The following is a 19772-nucleotide window of genomic DNA, read 5'->3' as shown; positions in this document are numbered from 1 at the left end:
GGAGCACACCGGTTCCGACGGCAGAGAGCCTCATCCCGTTCGGCGAGGAGGGACGGCGCGATGACGGACAGCAGCCCGCAGGACACCAACGGCGGCCACGGCGTTGACGCGGGAGGGCAGTGGCTGCCGCCGCCGGGGGATCCGGCCGGCGTGCTCGGAAAGCAGTCGCTGGTCGCGCTGCGGGCGCCTGCCGTGCGTCGTCTGCTGGCGCTGCGGGCCCGGGGCGGTCTTTCGCGGCAGCACGTGCGGCTGGCGGGGGAGTGCCTGGGGGCATCGGAGCGCACGGTGTGGCGGTGGCTGGCCGAGGCGTCCCAGAGCCCGGCGGCGGCTGCGCACCCCGGAGCCCGCCACACGAGTAGGTTCGAGATCACCGCGGAGATCCGGGTGCTGCTGGCGTACTGGCACGGCAACGCCTCCGCAGTCCACCGCCAGCTCATGGAGCGCGCCGAGGCCGAGGCCGGGGGCGTACGCGCGCAGACGCCCGGCACTGCCGTGCCCGTCCCGCCGGACCTGGTGGCTGTTCCGGGCGGGGCAGCCCTGTCGCAGGTGCCGCTGCTGGATCCGGTCCCGTCCCTGTCGACGTTCCTGCGCGCGCTGCGCCGCGACCTGACGGCAGGGGAACGCGCCGGTCTCGCCATCGGACCGGAGGCAGCCCGCGCCCATGACGTGTTCGGCAAGCGGCCGCTGTCATGGCGCAACCACGCCTGGGAGACCGACCACGTCCAGGCCCCGCTGCTCGTCGACGCCGACGGCGACCTGGTGCGCCCATGGATCACCTGGTTCATCGACACCGCCACCAAGGTCATCACCGGTACCGCTGTCACCCCAGGCCATCCCTCCCGCGCGTCGGTACTGGCCGCCCTGCGCGCCGCAGTGGTGCGGGACGAACCCTACGGCCCGGCCGGGGGAGTACCGGAACTGGTGAGGATGGACCGGGGCAAGGACTTCCTGTCGGCCGCCGTCACCACCGCGCTCGGCGCGATGGGCGTGACGGTCAAGGACCTGCCCGCCTACAGCCCGCATCTGAAAGGAACGGTGGAAAGCCTCAACCGGGCTGCGGACCGGATGCTGTTCGCCGCCCTGCCCGGCTACACCGCCGCTCCCACCGGGCCCCGCTCGGAGCGGCGCGGACGTACCGCAGGGGCGGTGTCCGCCCTGTCGTTCCAGGACTTCACCACGGAGGTCCTGGCATGGACGAACTGGTGGAACACCGCGCACCGCCCGAAAGCCCTGTCGGGCCGTACGCCACTGGAGGCGTGGCAGGCCGATCCGACCCCTGTCACCGACATCCCCGCCGCCGACCTGTGGGCCTTCACCCTCGAAGACGACGGCCGGCCCCGGAAGCTGACCAGCCACGGCGTGAGCTGGCGCGGCCGCACCTACACCGCCGCGTGGATGACCGGCCAGGCCGGGCGCCAGGTCCGCGTGCGCTACATGCCCCACCACGACCACGAGATCGAGGTCTGCGACGCCCGTGGCCGCCACCTCGGCCCGGCGCACCTCGCGGACGCGGCCACCCCCGAGCAGCTGCAGGCGCTGCGCGAGGCACGCGCGGAGCGCGCCCGGCGCCTGCGCTCCGACGCGAAGGCCGCCGAACGCCTGCGCCGCCAGCGCTTCGCCCCCACCACCAGTGCGGAGCCCGCCCAGCGGCTGGGAGCCGTCACGGCCGCCCAGGCCGAGCGTGAACTCACCGCCGCCGACTACACCGACGTCGCACGGCTGGCACTGCCTGACCTGATCCCGCCCGCCCCGCCTCCGGCGCACTGGCGCACCCCGCCCGCCCTTGCGGTCGGCACAGCGCCGCCCCCGCCCGCCTCCGCTCCCGCCGACCCGCTGGCGGACGTTGCGCCGGAACCCGATTTCCGACCCGCAGGAGACGCCTGATGACCGCGGCCACCTACCAGTACGTCGACCTGCCCGACGCAGCCGTCGTCACCACCCGCGCCCTGCTCACCGCCCGGGACAACATCACCGACACCGTCGCCGCACGCGCCATGATGTGCATCCACGGCGTCGCCGGCCACGGCAAGACGCTCGCAGTCAACACCTGCCTGCGCGAACTCGAACCGGGCGAGGACGTCCGACGGGTCACCTTCCGAGCCCGCCCCACCGCCCGGGCCGTGCGCTACGAGCTGTTCACCGCCCTCGACCTGCCCGGCGAACCGCCCCGCCACCCCAGCGAGTTCGACCGCCTGCTGAAGAACGCCCTGGCCGAACGCCCCCGAACCTTCCTGGTCGACGAGGCCCAGTGGCTCAACGGGGAGGCGTTCGAGTACTTCCGCTACCTGTGGGACGAGCCCGCCACCCGCTTCGCGGTCGTCTTCGTCGGAGGCGAGGGCTGCCACACCGTGCTGCGCCGCGAACCGATGCTCTCCTCCCGCATCTTCATCTGGCAGCACTTCACCCGCCTCACCCCCGACGAAGTCCAGCAGGTCATCCCTCTGTTCCATCCGGTGTGGGGCGACGCCGACCCCGACGACATCGCTTTCGCCGACAGCCACGCCGCCCATGGCAACTTTCGCGCCTGGGCCCAGTTGACCGCCCACATCCGTACCGCGCTGGCCCGCACCGGCCGCTCCCGTGTCGATCAGGAACTGCTGCGCTGGGCCTTCAGCCGCCTCGCCTGACCACCACGCTGCCATGCTGCCCGCCACGCCCCCGCCGCCGGTCGCCGTGGTCATCGACCCGGGCGACGATGCGGTTCACACGCACACCGCCCTGGCCGCCCACCACGTGCCGTCCGGCCGGATCACCCTGCACCCAGGGCCGGGCACCACCAGCGAGACCGGCCTCGCCCACGACCTTCTCGCCGCCCTGGGCAAACCGCCCCTGCTCCCGGGGCGTTTCCCCGGCGGCCGTCAGCCCGCCTGGGAAGCCGCCTCCGCCTGGATCACCGCCCTGCCCGTCACCCGGCTGACCGTCCTGCGTGCCCACCGCCTCACCGCCCGCCGCACGATGCGTCTCCTGCAGCTGCGCGCCCTCACCGGCATCCACCTGACCCTGGTCTGCCACCGCCCCCATCTGCCCGCCGCCCTGCACCAGGCGCTGCAGACGGCCGACTACACCCTCACCGCCGACTTCCAGGCCGCCCGCCGCCACTACTACGGCACGACCGCTCCCGTAGCCGAGTTTGTCGACGAACCCGCCCCTTCGGCCAACCGGTGGCTCACCCTGCCCGTGCTGGACCGCCTCGTTTCCTACGACAGTCCCGCTCCCTGTACCGCCCCGTGCACGCCGCCAGCGATCATCTTCCGGCACCGCCTGCCACCCGCACCCCTCATTGAGCGGGCAGCCAGGGAAGCCGTCCGGCGTCTGGCCGCCGTGACCGCCCATCCCCGCCTGGCCGCCGCTCTCGCGGCCGCGCTGTTCACCGGCGCCTCCCTCCAGCAGCTGGCCACCGCCCGCCCCGGCGACTACGACGATGCCGCGGCCACCCTGGCCCTGCACGACCGCGCCCGCTACACCGACGGCTGCGCCACCTACCGCGTGCCGCCGTGGGCACGCGTCTTCCTGACAGCCACCGTCTGTTTTGCCCGGCTCGCGCCCGGCCAGGACGAGTACCTGCTGACCGGCCCTTACGACCGCGCCCACCTGTTGCGCGTAGCGGAGGCTGCCAGGCTGCGTCCACCCCAGCCGCCCACCGGCCAGCGCGGTCCTGCCGGCCGCATCCAGTGGGACTGGCGCGAACGCCAGGAAGCACAGCGCTACGACACGATGCTGACACCGCACCAGACCCCGCCCGCCCCCTGAGCCCGGACTCCGACACCTCAAGCCCGCACGAGGAGGTAGTGCCGCGCTACGACGGGCCGGCGATGCGGTCAGCCGATGGAGAAATCGGCGAACTCCACGTCGGTGAAGGCGATCCCGAGACCGTGGGCATGACGGCCTCCGTCCCGGAAGTAGGCATGCCCCAGCGCGCGGGCGAGGATCACCATCTGCTGCTGCTCGCCCGCGTCGGCGTCCCGGGCGGCGAACAGCTCGCGGGCCACTTCTCCCGACAGGTGCTGGGTGATCAGCCGGGTGCGCGGGTCGTCCGACGAGCCTGCCGGGGCGGCGAATCCGAACCGCGCCCTGGTGTGCAGGACAAAGCCGTCGGCCTCGGCCCGGGCCCGCAGACGGGCACGCACCCGGGGCTGCCACCGGGCCCTGACGGCCATATCGATCAGCCCCGAGTGCACGGCACTGGGCCGGCGGCGCATTCCCGCCCGGGCGGTGACCCACCGCTGCACCGTGCGCTGGGAGACACCAAGGAGGGCAGCCACGCGCTTCGTTGAGCCCTGCTCCACCCGGAACAGGAAACGCACAGCTGCGTCACCGGTGGGTACGGGACGGGTCAGCAACGCTCGCTCAAGCCCCTCAGCGATCCCGCCCATACCTGCTCCCGAGCCGTTCCAACGCTGCCCCAGCGGCCGCCTGCGCCCTCTGGTTCTCTCACGCTCACTCGCTCGCTCCGCCCACTTCCGGCATCTTCGGGACACCCCCGCAGATACTGGGCTAGGTGCGCCATCTCATGAGGTCGTTTACGCCTCGACGGGCCGGTTACAGGCCAACTGCTGTCCGATGCGGCCCGCCGCACCCCCGCCACCGGCGTCACCCGCGCCGCCCAGGCCGGGCAGCGCCTGAGCGTGGTGTGCCGGTGGGTGCTGAATGAACCCGACGCCGCCGCGCATGTCGCGAAGATCGCCGAAGGCCCCGACCACGGGCCGATGACCGAGGACGAACTCGATGTCGACGGCGCCCTGGTGTTCGCCTGCCTGCTTCACCTGACCGGGCACCCCGAGTCCGCGCAGTTCTGGTGGCAGCTCGCCGCCGGTGCCAGCAGCCGGGCTGCCGCCTACTGCCTGCACCTGCACCACCTGTGCCTGGGCGAATCACGGCGGGCACGGCACTGGTTCCACCAGCTCACCCACTCCATGGCCGACACCGCCCCGCCGGACGCCGCGTTCCTGGACGGCCTGGAGATCTTCGCCCGGTACGTGCGCGTCAACGGCTCCCGCGCGCATCCGCCCACCGGCCGCCTGGAGAGCGAGATCGAACGGCTCGCCGCCCGCGCCCCCCACTGCTCCGTCATCGTCGCCCGGCCCGATGGCCAACTCGTGGCCCGGTTGCAGGAGTTCACCGAAGGCCGCTGACCCGGACCCTCCATCCGCGATACGACGAAGGGGAGTCCCTCACCGGCCACCGGTTCCGAGGCCACCGGCCGGACGGACTCCCCGTCAGGACGCCATCCAGAAAGGTACGTCTGCCATGAACCCTGGTCCCGACACGCCCCGCACAGGGCGGGAACAGCTCACCGCTACGTGGAAGTGGATCACGCGACGGCGGCGCACTGCCCTCACGCAGGTGCTGCGCGGCGCCTGCTACGGCGCCGGCACCGGAGCCGCGGGCCTGATCTTCCTGTGGGCGGAGCACTGGCTGTGAACACCGCGGCTCCGTGACCAGCGCGCCCCCGGCTGCCACGACCACGTCTGTGCTGCCTGGCCGTTCAGGGCGGAGGTTCGGCCGGGGTCGGCGGTCGTTCTTGCGGGTCCGGGCCGGTCTGATCCGCAGGTGCCCCGCCCGAAGGGAGCAGGAGCCGAAGGACGGCGAGTGCGGTCTGGTCGTCGGGGCGGGTGTCGGGCAGCTTGCGTGCCCATACCGCGGTGCGGCTGGCCGACCACTCCCTGAGCACGCCTGCGATTCCATCCGGGAAGAGACGCCAGAGGATGACCCCGACGAAAGCGGGCCCGCTGGAGAGCGTCATCAGGACGTCGAAGGCAGAGGTGGTCACGGCCGACTCCGGGTTTCTGGTCAGGGTTCTTTCGCCCCTTGCTGCGGGACGGCGGGGCAGGACAGCAGCAGGGGCGGCGGACCTTCTTTGGTTGGCACCTTCACCCGGGCGGGGGTTAGCGGCGCAACTGCCGGCTGCGGAGAACTCCACCACGGCTGCGAGGCTTTGAACTGGGTGGTGACCTGCGACTTTCTGCGGCCACCCATGACGTCCGGCATGTCAGGTCCCCTCCTCGGGCATGCCGTGCTGCGGCCCCGACCACATAGACGGTCGGGGCCGCAGCACGGCACGAAAGAGCCGTCGGCGAAGAGACCTGTTGTCGCGCGAGGCGTCGGCGAAGGCGGGGTTAGCGGCGCAACCCCCTGGGGTGAAGAACCAGCTATCACAGCTGCGGGCGGCGACAGTGGGCGGCGACCTGCGACTTCCTGCGCGGCAGGAGGGGTCTGTCGAGTCGGTTAGCCGGAGGGTGCTGCCTGTTCTTCGGCGTGAGCGAGGCCCGGACCATGGCGGTGGTGCGGGCCTCGCCTCGCACGTCTGACGCTGCGCCGCCGCTGCGCCCCTACATCGTTATGTCGTAATCGAGCGAGGATGTGACGGGGGAGCCCCGGTACACGCGGCTACCCGTGGTCAGGGCGCACCATCTCTTGCGTCATCGGTTGCGCCTTCTCCTGCGCAGACCAGATTCCGCGGCCTGCTGTCATGCCAGGTCAGGCATCGTGGTCGCGGGCTTCCGGTTGGGCTGACATCCCCTCTACGCCACCCCCGCCCGCCCAAGACACCAGGAAGAAATAAGGGAGGTGGGGCGGGAGCGCGGGCGGCCGGCGAGGGGATCGGGGCGCCGGGTCGGCGTGCCGCCCGGCTGGCGCCGCACGGCACAGCCCTGAGGGGTGTCGCCGTGGCACTCGTGCCGGCCAACGAGTGTCTGCAACCAACCATCACCGGAGCGGCATGTACGGAGCATGAGACGACCACACCCGCTGCGCGCTCTCTGGCGGACCTACGTCGGGCTGAAGTTCTTGCAGGGCCCGCAGCCCTCAGACGCGTTGGACGTACGCCGGGCGCGGGTCCAGCGGAGGGACCGCGCCCGCAGATGGGCTATGCGCGGGCTGATCGTGGCCGGGGTGGGAGTGTTGCTGGTCGGGCTGCCCTGGCTCCTGGTGCGCGGTCCCTATGTCATCGACGGTAAGTACATCGACAAGGGGGAGTTGGCCAAGGGATCGGCGGCCCTAGTGACGGGCCTGCGCACTGCGGTCGTCGCGTTCGCCGCTGCCTTGGGCGCCAGTATCGCTCTGCTATACACGGCCCGCACCTACCGCCTGACCCGGCGCGGCCAGATCACCGACCGCTTCACCAAAGCCCTCGAACGCCTCGGCTCCACCGAAATCTACGTCCGGATCGGCGGGATCCTCGCCCTCGAACAGATCGTCCAGGACGCCCCCGAACAGGCCGCCACCGACGCCGCCCGCGTCCTTGGTCATTTCATCCGCGACCGCACACCCAAAGCCCTCCCCACCCACCCTCCCACCGGCAGCCCAGACCCCCCGACCTCCAGCTCGGATGTCTCGACTCCGGACAGCGACGACCGGGCCGACGAACTTCCCGCCGACGTCCAGGCGGCCCTCACCGCTCTCACCCGCACCGAATCACGCCCCCACGTCGACCCCCGCGAACAACTCGACCTCCGCGAGCTCCACCTCGCCCGCGCCAAACTCAACAAGGCCGATCTCACCGAGGTCAACCTGTCCGAGACGACACTCACGGAGGCCAACCTGTCCGAGGCGATGCTCATGAGTGCCGATCTGCGCGGGGCGCGGCTCACACGGACCGACTTGTTCCAGACGAAGCTCACACGGGCCGACTTGTCCGGTGCGACGCTCACGGACGCCGATCTGCTCGGTGCGACGCTCACACGGGCCGACCTGTCCGAGGCAACGCTTACACGGGCCCGCTTGTGCGGTGCGGCGCTCACGGAGGCCAACCTGTCCGAGGCGATCCTCACGGAGACTGACCTGCGGATGACGGATCTTTCGCGCGTACGCGGTCTCACGGTGGAACAAGCGGTGTCGGCAGTCACGAACAAATCAACCAGGATGCCTGCCTGGCTCTACCCCACTGTCGGATCGACCTCCGCGCTCCGCCGCTGAAGGCCCTTCACAAAGACCGCCCCGATGCCGCTGACAGTCAGGGTGACCTGCTCTAGCCGCCGACACCGCGTTCGATCGCGCGTACCGTTTCCTGCGTCAACTGCTCGCTCTGATTCACGAGGACCAGCAGAGCGTTGACCTTGGTAAAGAAGGCGGTGACACGGTCAAAGAAGCTCGCGTCGATCATCCGTTGGATGAGGTTCGGGCGGCGTGACAGGGCCCCCATAGCTGCATCAGTAGCCGACTCGACTGAGTAGCGGCCTCGCAGTCGTGCCTGCTGGACAGTTGCAAGCATCTCGTTCAGGCGAGCGAGCAGGAACTGTTTGTCTGTCTCATCAAGCTCGGAAGCGATCACCGCTTCCGTAAGCTCGTTGATGAGAGCGGTGAGATCCCGCCCTTCAGCCTCGGTCAGGCCAGCCTCCACTTGCGCTCTGCGAAGTTCACCGGCGCAACCTTGCAGGCTGTAGATCGCGGCACTGCTGTCCGTGTTACCGCCGTCGCTGAAGTGCTGCCACACCTGGGCGATATTGTGGCTGGGTTGCCACGCTGCCTCCAGCCCCGCATCGACTCCGAGCAGCGGTTTTAGCAGGTACTCCCGATGCTGGACGTCGGTCACAACGAGGGAAATAGCCTGGCGTACCTTGCCCGGTAGATCTTTCACTTCAGCGAGACGACGAAAGAACTCTGCATCTCCTGAAGCCACTACCGAGTCTTCATAGCTGAGCGCTTTGGCCCATGCGTGCCAGTTGCTTTGGTTTGGGCCTAGCTCTTTGCCCGCGACGCAGAACGCAACGAGGACCGCGTGAAGTCGTTCAGCCGGGTTATCAACACACTCTGTCACCCGCCCAGCGTAAGGTGATCCAACCGAATCTCGGGCCAGCTCACATCAAGTCCACTTCGGCGCCCACTATGCCCAGTCGAGCCCGAGTGCGGCGAGGGCAGCGAGTCTTTCGGCACCGAGCTTGGCGCGTCTGGTCTTCGTGTTGGACAGGAACACCCCAAGCTTGACCCTGGTCCCGTCTTTCAGCTATTCCACGTGGCCCCTGGGGACCGTCACACAACCCGTGCGGGCCTTGTACTGCGCTAGGAGAGCAACGCGCCGCTCAAGACGTACCCTCACCCGGATACCATGCGGCGGGCAGGCTCACCCCGGAAGGCAGGGCCGCCCTGTCGGACGGAACCAGGCCGGCCGGCGCCACGCCATTCGCGCCGTCGAAGCAGACTGTGCCGCCGGCGAACGCCGTCCCGCTGAAGTCGGCGGCTGCGCCGGCGGAGAACTGCGCCCCGCTGAAGTCGACCGTTCCGCCGTCGAATCGCGCCAGCCGGAAGTCGGCCACGGCGCCCGTGAGCAGCGGTCTGCCGGAGAACTGAGCCCCGGTGAAGTCGACCGTTCCGCCGTCGAACTGCACCTGGATGAAGTGGACTTGGCAGCCGGAGGAGAACTGCCCATCGCGGAAGCTGACCGTACTGCCGGAGAATCTCGCCGAGCTGTAGCTGACCGTGCCGCCGGAGAACGTCGCCCCGTAGAAGTCGACCATGCCGCCGGAGAACGCCGCCCTGCCGAAGCTGACCGTGCCGGAGAACGTCGCCCCGCTGAAGTTGACCGTGCCGGAGAACTGCGCCCCGCTGAAGTTGACCGTGCCGCCGGAGAACGTCGCCCCGTAGAAGCTGACCGTGCCGCCGGAGAACTGCGCCCCGCCGAAGCTGACCGTGCCGTCTGAAAACTGCGCCTTCGAGAGGTCGCCGCCATCGAAGACGACTTCGGTGAGGTCGAAGTCGTGTCCCTGCCAGGAGTGGGGGTGGTCGGCCGCCAGGCGAAGGTGGTCGCGGATGAGGCGGATGATCGTGTGCCGTACCTCCCGCAGTGCCAGGTAGGCGTGCCGGGCCGGAGCATCGTCGTCCGGGAGGTCGGCCTGCGCGGTGTAGGGCAGCCGCAGATAGGCACACAGCACGTCGATGCTGGTCTGCCGCAGGCCACGGGTGGGGGCGTCGTCGGCGAGGCCGGCCAGCGCGTGCACCCCACCCAGCCGGACCGCGGCGGAGTCATCCCCGAGCTGCGCGACCGCCGTGGTGAAACGCTCCGTGTGCAGCCGCGTGGCCTCCCGCAAAGCACCGTCCTCATCCACCCGCTGACGTCGGTAAGCCACCACCAGAGCAACCAGCGCGCCGGCACCGGCTACCACACCGAAAGACAGCTTCACCAGATCGAAGAGCGTCTGGGAATCCAGGCGCCGCTCAGCCTTCAACCCCCGCGCACCCAGCAGATCCCAGCCGGCGTAGAACACCACGGCCGCCACCACGATCGCCGCGGCGAAGGTCACGGCCAACACCGGGCCGACCGGCCACAACCGCAGACCACGCCGCTCCGCACGGCGCCGGGGCAGAAATGCGCTCATGCTCCCTCAAGACAACCCAGCCCCACCACCGGTTCCGGCCCCTCACTGGGAAGCTGAAAACAGCTCCATAACCGACTCCGGCCCGCAGCTGAGGGAGTACACCGACAACGCCGACCAGGTCCGCGTCCTGTACTTCGTCACCGCCCCGCGCACTGTGATCGTCCTCGCCTACATCGAGGTCCGACCCGGCGGCCCGCCAATATCCGGCCCCGGACGGCGACAGTGATGAACGTGCAACGTCAACGGCGTGTGACGGCAAGCCCTACAGCCGTGAGCAGCACCGCTGCGACGCCCACTGCCACACTGAACGGCTCAGCAAGGGCGGGGTGTTGGTACGTCACGTACATGACGATGCCGCTGATAGCCAGGATGACCAACACAGCCATCAAGCCGAGTAAGGCAAGCACGTTCGGATCGCGGTTCGGGCGTGAGGTCACCGGAATGGGTCCTTCATGGCTCAGGGGCATGCAAGCAGGGCCCACACACCACGCCAGAGACGTGCATCGACGACCGTCACAGTAGCGCATCAAACAGCCTTACACCCCCTCTGACCTGCGCAAAGACATTGCATGACAATGCCGTACGCGGTAGTCTGGCGCCCCGCACACACCGATCGCGAGGCGTGCCACCACCAGGCGCCCAGGCGCCTACCAGCACATCCATCTCCCCGCCGTGCTACTCGCGAATCTCCCGCGGCCATACGGCAGGCACCAGCCAGCCGAGCCCTGGAGCCTGACGGTCTCTCATTGTTCTGCCGTCCCCGCCCCAGGCCGTCCGGTCGTCTCGACATGCTTTCGTGGCGGACAGGCGGCCTTCGCGGGGCGTGGGGTGGCCGAACGCCTACCGGGCCCACGTCAGTCCGAGGGCAGCGAGCTGCTGGAGTTTGTCGGCACCGAGCTTGGTGCGCCTGGTCTTCGTGTTGGACAGGAACACCCCGAGCTTCACCTCCGACCCGTCCTCCAGCACCTCTACGTGGCCCCGGGGAACCGCCACAGAGCCGGTGCGGGCCTTGTACTGCGCCAGAGCTGCAACGCCCCGTTCGAAGGCGCTCAGGGCGCCCTGGGGGGTCTTCGCGGGTGCCTCCGGTTCTGGTGGCAGCGGGGCGACGCCGATCGCCTCCAGGCGCTCGCGCTGCCTGTCCGTCAGCCCGGCCCAAGTGGCGTGCTGGCGCTGTTTGTTGAGCCACCGTCCGACGTCCTGGCCGTGCACGGTGACGCCCGGCAGGACGTCGGCCCGGTCCTCATCGCGCAGCAGCTCACGCACGGCCGCGTAGTGCCGCTGCCAATCCGCCGGCCACACCGGGTTCCAGTCCGGGTCGACCTCCCGTAGCGCGGTCTCCCACTCGGGGTGGCCGTCCAGGGTGCCGGGACGTCGCAGGTTGGACAGCCACTGCCCCACCGGCCGGTCCAGCATGGTGGCCGTGCGGGGAGCGCACAGCGTCCAGTGCTGGTCGTAGTAGGCCTTCGCGGCGTCCAGGTTCTCCTGGAACTTCTCATCGGCCACCGACCAGACCATGCCCAGCTTCTCCAGCCGCCAGGCTCGCTGACCGGTCATCTGCCCCGCACCGTATGCCCGTCGCTGTTCCGCGATCCACTGCCCGAGTGGAGTCCCGCTTCCGCTGCGCACCGTACGGCGCACGGGGCTACGGCAGGCCGGTCTTTCGCGTGGATCTGCGAGAGGTTCATTTCAGGTACGCGGCGTGGTCGCGGATGGTTGCGGTGCCGGAGCGGATGATCCAGGTTCCGCTGCCGGGTGGTGTTTCGGCGGAGTGGCTTTTGAGATCTTCGATGTCTACGGCTGGCGGCCACTGTGTGGTGTGTTCTGACCAGTGGACCCCGCTGAGGTCGATGCCGGTCAGGTCGGCGGTGCGGAGGTCGGCGTTGGTGAAGTCGTCCAGGAGTGTGTGCACCGAGTCCGTGTCGAGCACGGGTGGCTCCCGGCGCAGTACCCAACCGATGGCCCGGCAGACCTCTCTGGCGCGGATTTGGAGGACGACGTCGCGGTTGAGGTCGCGGGCGGGGGTGAGGGTGAGGGTGAGGGCGCGGTCGAGGTCGCGGGCGAGGTCCAGGCCGTGGTCGTGGTTGAGGGCGCGGCTGAGGGTGCGGGCGTGGTTGAGGGCTTGGTTGAGGGCGTGGTCGAGGTCGCGGCCGACGTGGAGGCCGAGGTCGAGGTCACCGGCGAGAGCGAGGGCGCGGTCGAGGTCACGGCCGAGGTCGCGGGCGATGGTACGGGCGAGGTTGAGGTCGCGGTGGAGGTCGAGGGCGCGGTCGAGGGCGCGGGCAAGGTCAAGGGCGAGGTCGAGGCTGAGGTCGAGGTTGAGGTCGCGGGTGAGGGCGCGGGTGAGGGCGAGGCTGGCTGCTTTGACGTCGGGGTTGTTACGCAGGGTCATGCGGCCTGCCGGACTGAGAGCGAGCGGGATTTCCTCCGCACTGGCGGGATCACCCGTGTCGGGGGCTGGGAGCCGGGAAGCGGCGGGGGGAAGGATCGCGGCGAGTCCGGCCTCGGTGCCCAGGAGGGTGCCGAGCCGATCGACAGCGCTGTCGTGGCGAGAGTGGATGAGGATCTCCCGCAGACCCGCCTCGATGTCGAGGACGCCATCGAGAGCACTCTCCAGAGCCTGCTGATGCCGCTCGATCCGGTTGGTGACGGCCTGGTCGCAGGAGTTGCCGGTGTGGTGGTCGGTCACTGTTCTCCCTCCCGTTCCTTGAGGGCTGCGGCTATAGTGCGGCGGGCTTTGTAGAGGCTGGCGCGTACGGCCTCGTCGGTCAGGTCGAGTTCTCCGGCGACCTCGGCAGGAGTGAAGTCGGCCAGGGTCCAGGCCAGGATCTGGCGCTGCCGGGGTGGCAGGCGGCGCAGCAGGGGCAGCAGATCATGGCGGGTCTCGAATTCCGCGACGTCATCCGGGCAGGCCAGCAGCGATGTCGGCTCCGGCACTTGTTCCACGCTCTGCTCACTGGTGGAGGCGATCCTGCGGACCAGTGAGCGGGAGGCGACCGTGTGCACCCATGCCCGGGGCTCTCTGATGTCGTCCCAGCTCCGGTAGGCGGCGGTCATGGTGTCCTGGGCGATGTCCGCGGCGACCTCCACACCGGCTCCCTGGTTGACGAGGAAGCCCACCAGGCGGCCGACGGTGGTCTGGTAGAAGGCGCTGAACTGAGCGTCCTTCGCCTGCCGTAACAACTGCTGCACGTCCGGCTGGTCCGGTGGCGCGGGTGCGGTAGCGGAATGGTCGATGCCGTCCGCCGGTTCCGGGCTGCTGCTCATGCTGCCTTCTCTTTCGCCTCTTCTGGGGTGCGGGAGAGCTTCAGCCGCAGTCGGTGGCCGTCACGGTGCTGGTCGTCGATCTCCACGAGGCCAGTGCCAGCTAGCTTCTCAGCGACGCGGAGAAGGTAGCCGTGGCGGTCCCGCTCGCGGCGTGCACGCCAGCGCAGGCGCAGCCAGAGTCCCAGCAGCGCGAAAGCCTTGGTGGTGATGACCGAGCCGATGGTGATGACGGCCGTGGTCGTGTCCATCTCCTGCCCTTCCCCTGCGTCGCCGGGGTCCCCCGGACGAGTCTTGTGCAGTGAAGAGGCGGACAGGGCCATGATCGTGAACTCCCGGCGGCAGGAACTTCCCTCCCTGCGCACGATGGAGCAGCGAGCGGGCGGTTCGGGATACTGCCGCGCAGCACCGCGCACCGCATAGTGAACAAGCAGGCGGTGCCGCACAGCCTGCAGTAGTTCCAGGCGTACCTGAAGGCCTGCGAGGTCCCAGAAGCGGACTGGCCGGCCTGGGAGTCGGCGTGGACCCGGGCCTGGCGTCACGAAAAAGAGCAGGACAACCCCACGTCCTTCCCGCCGGCGGCCGAGTACGTACGAGTCGTGGGGTCGAACCTCCCAGGTGTCGCGAGCATCGACGGCAACCGCGTCGTGGTGATCGACGACCTCACAGGCAGACGCCGCCTGGTCAAACTGCCGAGCAACTCAGGTAGGAAGCGACGAGGACGGAGAAGGCGTACAGCCGAGGTCGACTTCGGACGCATCATGACGGAGATGGCGAACATCGCCGCCACCGAGAAGACACCCGACATCCGGCCTCAGAACATCACCATGAGCCTGAAGATGGGCGAGACCCGCATCGGGTAACCGCCGTGGGTCAACGGCGAGGGCGCCGGCCTGACGGGCGGCGCCTCTGGCTCGCATCCGGCCGAGCTTGAGCGCGCGGAACACTGCCATGATCGAGTTCATGACGGAACTGCCCCCGATCGTCGTCAGTGATCTCCTCGGCATCGACCCGGGCACGGCGCACAAGTGGGCTCGGTTCGCGCAGGACAGTTGGGCGGACTACCTCGCCGCCTGCCAGGAAGACGGAGACGGATAGTCCGAGAGCGCTCGGCGGGCCAGCCGCCTCCGGGCTGCCTCAGATTTCGATACGCCGGAGCCACCAGTGCAGATGTTCTGGGGCGAAAGGGTCGTTAACCGTTCGCCTGAGGACGCGTGCGTCGACAGGGTCCAGCGCGGCTCGCAGTTCTCGTCGAGCCCGGGCCCGCAGGTTCCATGTCGCCACTTCGAGCAGTGTGCGGATATGCCCGGTTGGGACGTCTGAATACCCGTAGTGCCACTCGTCGGCACCACGGGGTCGGCCAGCCCGCAGGGTCCAGCGTCGGAATGCGAGAGCGACATCACCCCTGGACAGGCCGCGCTCGCGCTCGAACTGGAGGATCTGTCGGTTCGCCGACGCAGACAGCCCTGGTATGACGGTCCGTCTGGCGTGCCTTGTGTCCCGAAGCGGCAGCTGAGACCTGATCTCGCCCGGTGTCCGGCGAGGCATGTCGACTTCCTGAAGGTGCTGGTGCTGGCAGGTCTCCGAACGCTAACCCGGCGGCCAGTGATCCTCAAGGTCTCGCCTGAGGTGAGGACGAGGTAGTGCGCTGTTTCAGCCCGAATAGTGCAGGGTGGGAACACTGCCTCTTCACCAGTCGTCTGGCTCGGATAGCCACCCATGCAGGCGTGTCCTGGCTGCGGCATTGCGCCCACGCTCACCGCCGTACTACCTGTAGCGGAATGGTCACAAACCAGTGCAGCGCCCCGCCGTCATTGGGTAATCGGGTTGAAATGGGGCCATGGCGAGGGGAATGCCCAGAGCGGGCGCGCGCATCAGGCAGTTGCATCGGGTTGTCGGACGCCGGCGACGCGCGCGGCGCGAACAGTGGCCGCTTGGTTCACGTAGGCCAGGAACTCGGCAGGGCGCCACTCAGCGGATACGTACGGCCTTTCCCACTTCCTCCACCACGATGGCCCAGATCGCTGCGGCGGATACGCCGCAGTCTGCTGAGCGGACCGGGTGGTGGGCGAGATTCGAGCGATCCATAGCGCTGCTGGTCAGCATCTCCACCCTGGCGGCTCTCGGGTTCACCTCGGTGTCCATCCGGCAGGTCAACAGTGATCAGCAGCTGACTCGCGAAGGGCAAATCACCGACCGTTACACCGCAGCAGTCACCAACCTCGGAGATGACAGCGAAGACGTCCGACTCGGCGGCCTCTACGCCCTGCAGCGCATCATGCAGGATTCCCCGCGCGATCAGACCACCATCATCAGCATCGTCTGCGCCTACATCCGCAGCCACGCACCCTTTTCCAAAAGAGGTTCCAAAAGTACTGAACAGGACGGTCCGGCCAACGACGTCGCCGCCGCCCTGACCGTCCTGTTCAGCGCCGATCACACCAGTGGGTTGGACCTGCACGGCGCAGATCTGCACGGCGCGTACCTGCACGGCGCGTACCTGCGCAACGCGGACCTGAACAACGCGGACTTGACCGGTGCGAACCTGTTAAACGCAAACCTGCACGGCGCGTACTTGCACCAAGCAGACCTGCGCAACGCGGGTCTGGCCTACACAAACCTGTCCAATGCAGATCTGGAGGGCGCGAACCTCAACCAGGTTCTCCTACTCGACGTGAATCTCAGCAACGCACACCTAGACAGAGCGCAGCTGAGGCACGCGCATCTGCGCACCGCGAATCTGCGCTACGCGGTCTTGGAAAACTCAGACCTGAGCTACGCGGACCTGGGCTACGTACACCTGACCGGCGCGGACTTGAGATACGCGGATCTGAGCGCGGCAATCCTGACCGGCGCGGACTTGAGATACGCGGACTTGAGCAACGCGAACCTGACCGGCGCGCTTCTATTCGGAACGAACCTGACCGGCGCAACCATGACGAGTGTGCGAGGGTGTGAGCGGGCGTGCTGATGGCAGCGGCTGCGCGTCAGCCGCGTTCTGTTGTCGATTTCCTGGTCATGTGTGTGGAGGCCAGCCTGGTCCGCTGTCATGAGATGACCAAGTAGCTCATCGACCGGCATATAGCTGATCGGCTGTCATGGGAACGACTGCTTACAGCTGGCGCACCGCCACCTCGCGCCGACACCCGCTGGGACGGGGCGCAGCATGGCCCGCGGACGGCGCAGAGACACACCACCTCGCCACCGGCACCACCCCCACCCCCAACACCCTCCTGCGCGCCCTGGCCACGCACCCGGCGCTGACCTGAGCACGTGCAGCACGGCGGTGTCCGTCGGACGCGCAGCGGCCCGCCACGTGCCCCCTGTGATCATCCGCTGGTCGGCACCGCCGTGGGGAGTCGACGGCAGTGACATCAACCCGAAGTCGTCGACGGGGTCGGCGCCGGCGAAGTCGTCGACTCGGTCTGGCCGGGGCGGGGTCGTCAGCGTTTGACGCGGTTGCGGACGGCGAGGACGGCCAGGCCCAGCAGGACGGGTTCGGTCAGGCGGGAGGTCATCTCGATGTAGGTGCCGGCGGTGGTCAGGTCCTGGCCGGAGGCGCGGAACACCACCGAGTTGAGGGTGACGTTTACAGCTTTCTCGAAGCGCACGCCGGTGAACCGGTTGCCGGTGGGGTTGCGGGGATCGTCCTGGTCGATCTCGAAGGTGACCGTGCCCCCGCCGGCCGGGACGGTGCCGGTCGCGGTCTGCTTCGGGGTGTCCTGCGCGAGGCCGAAAGCCATCAACAGGACGACGGTGAGGAGCATGGCCGCCCCGAGCCAGGCCAGGGCCCGAGAGGCGCGCAGACCGTACCCGGACAACGCCCAGTACACGCTCAGCAGCCCCCGCTCACTGCGGGGGATGTCGCCGGCCTGGCGACGCATCTCCATCTCCCCGTAGTAAAAGTCCGCAGCCCCCGGCTCGTGCTTCCCGTCCTCGAAGGCCTTGCGCAGCGCCCGGTAGACCGGAGCCAGCTGCAACGGCCCCACCCGGCCCGCGCCCAGGACCGCCACATTCCAGCCCCGCACCGCTCCCGGCTGACTGGCCCGCCAGTGGTGCTCCTCGGCCAGGACACGGCGCTGGGTGAACCGCACGGGCGGCCAGCGCCGCCAGCGCACCGTGGACGGGGCGGTGTCGAAGGTGCAGGCGCCCTCCAGGCGCAGCTGGTCCAGGTGCACGGTGCCGGCGAACAGACAGCCCGACAGGTCGACGTCGGCCAGGACCAGATGCGCCGCGTCCACACCGCGCAGCGACGCCAGCCTCACACCCGGGCCGGCCGCGCCCGCGAGGGCGGCATCCGCCACCTCGGAACCGTCGGTGAGCACGAACGGGTCCGGCTCCGCAGCGATTGTGAGGGGGTACTCGAACACCGCGTGGGCGAAGTCGACCGTGGCGTAGCGAAGACGTATCTCCGCCGTGGCCGACCAGCGAGTCCGGCGGCACTCCAGACGGCGCGCGGCGAACGACAGGGTCACCGGGCCACCGAACACCGCCCCGGACAGCCAAATTCGCCCAGCACACACGAGAGGCCCCACGGCGGTGGCATTCGAGAACGTGGCTGCTGTGAACCTGACGTCGGCCTTGAAGGTCGCCGACTCGAACCCGGCATAACCCTTGAAGGTCGCCGACTCGAACCGGGTGCCGGCCTCGAAGGTTGCCGCCTCGAACTCGGCCTCGGCCTCGAAGGTCGCCAGCCCGAACCAGGTGTTGGCCTCGAAGAACGCCACCCGGAACACGGCGTAACCCTCGAAGGTCGCCGACCCGAACATGGCGTTGGCCTTGAAGGTCGCCGCTTCGAACCCGGCATAACCCCTGAAGGTCACCGAGTCGAACCAGGCGTCGCTCTCGAAGGTCGCCGACCTGAACCAGGCGTCGCTCTCGAAGGTCACCGAGTCGAACCAGGCGTCGCCCTCGAAGGTCACCGACTCGAACCGGGCGTCGCCCTCGAAGGTCACCGACTCGAACCGGGCGTCGCCCTCGAAGGTCGCCGACCCGAACTCGGCGTATTTCTTGAAGGTCGCCGACTCGAACCAGGCGTTGCCCTCGAAGGTCGCCGACCTGAACCAGGCGTCGCTCTCGAAGGTCGCCGACCCGAACCCGGCGTCGCCTAAGCGGGCGTGGCCTGTCGCGAGGTCACGGAGGGCGTTGAGTAGGGCAGCCAGGAGGGACTCGGTGAACGTGGTGCCCCGGTGGTCGATCCTGGCGCCGGGAGCCAGGCTGGCCAGGTAGGCGTCACGATGGACTTCGGCCAGGTGAGCGAGGCACGCAGTGTGCCCGGGGACGTGGATGCCGCGACAGCCGACGGGGTCGACAACAGGGTCTGCGCCCCGCGCGCAGTGCGGCCAGGCCGGCGGTTCAGATGTGCTCATGACGCGGCGACTCCACGGTGTCAGGTCCTCGTAAGGGACGCCCCGGGGCCGCGAACGGTTCAGGCTCGATGAAGAAAGGGCAGCGCCAGAGGATCGGCTCTCGTGTTTGCGAACGTGCCCGTACAACCCGCAGATCTGTCAGGCACGGGGCGCTGAGGCGTACGAACCTGCCACCCGCGGAATACCACCCGGCGGGACATCGAGACCGCGCACGATGGCACTGACAGCCTCGATTTGATGGTCACGCAGTTTCCCGGCCATTCCCGTGTTCTCCTTTTCGCGTAATGCGGCACGCAATGAGAAAGAGATTCCCGGCGCAATGAGGTGAGCCCCTGGGGTGTGCTGTCATGGCCCAGGAGTTACACAGTTTGATTCCATGATGCATAGCCCTTGCCGCAACTTCCGTCCTCCAGGATGACGCACGACCGATTCTCGCCTTGCTGTGGCTGGTTGTGGTGTATGTCGATCCGGTCTGATGGACGTATCGGAGCGGGCCAGGATGCCGGGGAGCGGTTCGGGTGGAGCGCAGCGGAGCCCGTTCACCATGGCGGGGCCGGCGCGTGACGGACCGACGGCCCGTCACATCCGTTGCGGGTGTGGTGACTGGGAATCCCAGTCACCACACAGGCCCGCGCGTGATGCACCCCCTCTTGCTGCCAGCCTTGGCGACCGCGCTTGCGCGGGTGCCTGCAATTCGCGCTTGCGCGAATTGTCTTGCCTTTAGAATTCCGCTTGCGGAATTCCATTCCGGCGCTTGCGCCGGAATTTGAATTGCGCTTGCGAAATTGATTGTAGTTGAGTTTGTTCTTAATTTCTTTTCTGGCTGATCTTT

At 68.7% G+C, this 19772-nt stretch carries 20 protein-coding genes and 2 pseudogenes; 9 read left to right on the top strand and 13 right to left on the bottom strand.

Features of this window, described 5'->3' with window-relative positions:
• Positions 1–60 precede the first annotated feature (60 nt).
• The 3 genes from ACIQI8_RS42080 to ACIQI8_RS42070 are packed head-to-tail and all read left to right on the top strand — an operon-like array spanning position 61 to position 3750.
• Positions 61–1884 (top strand): Mu transposase C-terminal domain-containing protein, encoded by a 1824-nt coding sequence (locus tag ACIQI8_RS42080; protein ID WP_402363497.1) that lies wholly within the window; start codon positions 61–63, stop codon positions 1882–1884.
• Positions 1884–2627 (top strand): AAA family ATPase, encoded by a 744-nt coding sequence (locus ACIQI8_RS42075; RefSeq protein ID WP_402363494.1) that lies wholly within the window; start codon positions 1884–1886, stop codon positions 2625–2627. The genes ACIQI8_RS42080 and ACIQI8_RS42075 overlap by 1 nt, the downstream gene beginning before the upstream one ends.
• 13 nt (positions 2628–2640) lie before the next feature.
• A complete protein-coding gene (locus ACIQI8_RS42070) occupies positions 2641–3750 on the top strand; it encodes a hypothetical protein (protein ID WP_402363491.1) in 1110 nt (369 codons plus the stop codon).
• 68 nt (positions 3751–3818) lie between these two features.
• Here ACIQI8_RS42070 and tpg read toward each other — a convergent pair whose 3' ends face one another.
• Positions 3819–4373 carry a telomere-protecting terminal protein Tpg gene (tpg, locus tag ACIQI8_RS42065; protein WP_402363488.1) on the bottom strand — a complete coding sequence of 185 codons (555 nt, stop codon included), beginning with the start codon at positions 4371–4373 and terminating at the stop codon, positions 3819–3821.
• 267 nt (positions 4374–4640) lie between these two features.
• On the opposite strand from tpg, the gene ACIQI8_RS42060 reads away from it, so the two are divergent.
• Together ACIQI8_RS42060 and ACIQI8_RS42055 are read left to right on the top strand one after the other, a co-directional pair.
• Positions 4641–5132, top strand: a complete 492-nt coding sequence (locus ACIQI8_RS42060) for a hypothetical protein (protein ID WP_402363485.1) — start codon at positions 4641–4643, stop codon at positions 5130–5132.
• A gap of 115 nt (positions 5133–5247) precedes the next feature.
• Positions 5248–5421: a hypothetical protein gene (locus ACIQI8_RS42055; protein ID WP_402363482.1), complete on the top strand. Its 174-nt coding sequence runs from the start codon at positions 5248–5250 to the stop codon at positions 5419–5421.
• 64 nt (positions 5422–5485) lie between these two features.
• Here ACIQI8_RS42055 and ACIQI8_RS42050 read toward each other — a convergent pair whose 3' ends face one another.
• Complete coding sequence (locus ACIQI8_RS42050; protein WP_402363479.1) at positions 5486–5770, bottom strand: hypothetical protein; 285 nt, start codon at positions 5768–5770, stop codon at positions 5486–5488.
• Between the two features lie 959 nt (positions 5771–6729).
• On the opposite strand from ACIQI8_RS42050, the gene ACIQI8_RS42045 reads away from it, so the two are divergent.
• On the top strand, positions 6730–7914 hold the full coding sequence (locus ACIQI8_RS42045; protein ID WP_402363477.1) for a pentapeptide repeat-containing protein: 1185 nt from the start codon (positions 6730–6732) through the stop codon (positions 7912–7914).
• A 52-nt stretch (positions 7915–7966) separates the two neighbouring features.
• Here ACIQI8_RS42045 and ACIQI8_RS42040 read toward each other — a convergent pair whose 3' ends face one another.
• The 9 genes and pseudogenes from ACIQI8_RS42040 to ACIQI8_RS42000 all read right to left on the bottom strand — a co-directional run bounded on the left by ACIQI8_RS42040 (position 7967) and on the right by ACIQI8_RS42000 (position 13894).
• Positions 7967–8755 carry a hypothetical protein gene (locus ACIQI8_RS42040; protein WP_402363474.1) on the bottom strand — a complete coding sequence of 263 codons (789 nt, stop codon included), beginning with the start codon at positions 8753–8755 and terminating at the stop codon, positions 7967–7969.
• Between the two features lie 66 nt (positions 8756–8821).
• A pseudogene (locus ACIQI8_RS42035) lies at positions 8822–9019 on the bottom strand (Helicase associated domain protein); the annotation flags it as partial.
• Positions 9018–10310: a pentapeptide repeat-containing protein gene (locus ACIQI8_RS42030; RefSeq protein WP_402363471.1), complete on the bottom strand. Its 1293-nt coding sequence runs from the start codon at positions 10308–10310 to the stop codon at positions 9018–9020. The pseudogene ACIQI8_RS42035 and the gene ACIQI8_RS42030, both read right to left, overlap by 2 nt.
• Before the next feature lie 239 nt (positions 10311–10549).
• Positions 10550–10747, bottom strand: a complete 198-nt coding sequence (locus ACIQI8_RS42025) for a hypothetical protein (protein ID WP_402363468.1) — start codon at positions 10745–10747, stop codon at positions 10550–10552.
• 403 nt (positions 10748–11150) lie between these two features.
• Positions 11151–11864, bottom strand: coding sequence for a helicase associated domain-containing protein (locus ACIQI8_RS42020; RefSeq protein ID WP_402364060.1), 714 nt, complete (start codon positions 11862–11864; stop codon positions 11151–11153).
• 15 nt (positions 11865–11879) lie between these two features.
• Positions 11880–11936: pseudogene (locus ACIQI8_RS42015) on the bottom strand (hypothetical protein); the annotation flags it as partial.
• Positions 11937–11991: 55 nt separating this feature from the next.
• Entirely contained in the window at positions 11992–12996 is a 1005-nt protein-coding gene (locus ACIQI8_RS42010; RefSeq protein ID WP_402363466.1) for a hypothetical protein, read from the bottom strand.
• Positions 12993–13574, bottom strand: coding sequence for an RNA polymerase sigma factor (locus tag ACIQI8_RS42005; protein ID WP_402363463.1), 582 nt, complete (start codon positions 13572–13574; stop codon positions 12993–12995). The genes ACIQI8_RS42010 and ACIQI8_RS42005 overlap by 4 nt, the downstream gene beginning before the upstream one ends.
• Positions 13571–13894, bottom strand: coding sequence for a hypothetical protein (locus tag ACIQI8_RS42000; RefSeq protein ID WP_402363460.1), 324 nt, complete (start codon positions 13892–13894; stop codon positions 13571–13573). Before ACIQI8_RS42000 ends, ACIQI8_RS42005 begins: the two co-directional genes overlap by 4 nt.
• A 640-nt stretch (positions 13895–14534) precedes the next feature.
• Here ACIQI8_RS42000 and ACIQI8_RS41995 point away from each other — a divergent pair.
• From ACIQI8_RS41995 to ACIQI8_RS41985, 3 genes are all read left to right on the top strand, one after another.
• Positions 14535–14669, top strand: coding sequence for a hypothetical protein (locus ACIQI8_RS41995; RefSeq protein ID WP_402363458.1), 135 nt, complete (start codon positions 14535–14537; stop codon positions 14667–14669).
• 913 nt (positions 14670–15582) lie between these two features.
• Entirely contained in the window at positions 15583–16542 is a 960-nt protein-coding gene (locus ACIQI8_RS41990) for a pentapeptide repeat-containing protein (protein ID WP_402363456.1), read from the top strand.
• 127 nt (positions 16543–16669) lie between these two features.
• The gene (locus ACIQI8_RS41985; RefSeq protein ID WP_402363453.1) at positions 16670–16840 is read left to right on the top strand and encodes a hypothetical protein; all 171 of its coding nucleotides are present in this window, start codon (positions 16670–16672) and stop codon (positions 16838–16840) included.
• A gap of 174 nt (positions 16841–17014) precedes the next feature.
• On the opposite strand, the gene ACIQI8_RS41980 is transcribed toward ACIQI8_RS41985, so the two are convergent.
• Both ACIQI8_RS41980 and ACIQI8_RS41975 read right to left on the bottom strand, forming a co-directional pair.
• A complete protein-coding gene (locus ACIQI8_RS41980; protein WP_402363451.1) occupies positions 17015–18940 on the bottom strand; it encodes a pentapeptide repeat-containing protein in 1926 nt (641 codons plus the stop codon).
• Positions 18941–19556: 616 nt separating this feature from the next.
• A partial coding sequence (locus ACIQI8_RS41975; RefSeq protein WP_402363448.1) for a hypothetical protein occupies positions 19557–19772 on the bottom strand: 216 nt, incomplete at its 5' end.

Source organism: Streptomyces sp. NPDC092369 (assembly GCF_044755245.1).
Classification (GTDB): Bacteria; Actinomycetota; Actinomycetes; order Streptomycetales; family Streptomycetaceae; genus Streptomyces.
This window is presented reverse-complemented; position numbering and strand designations above follow the sequence as displayed.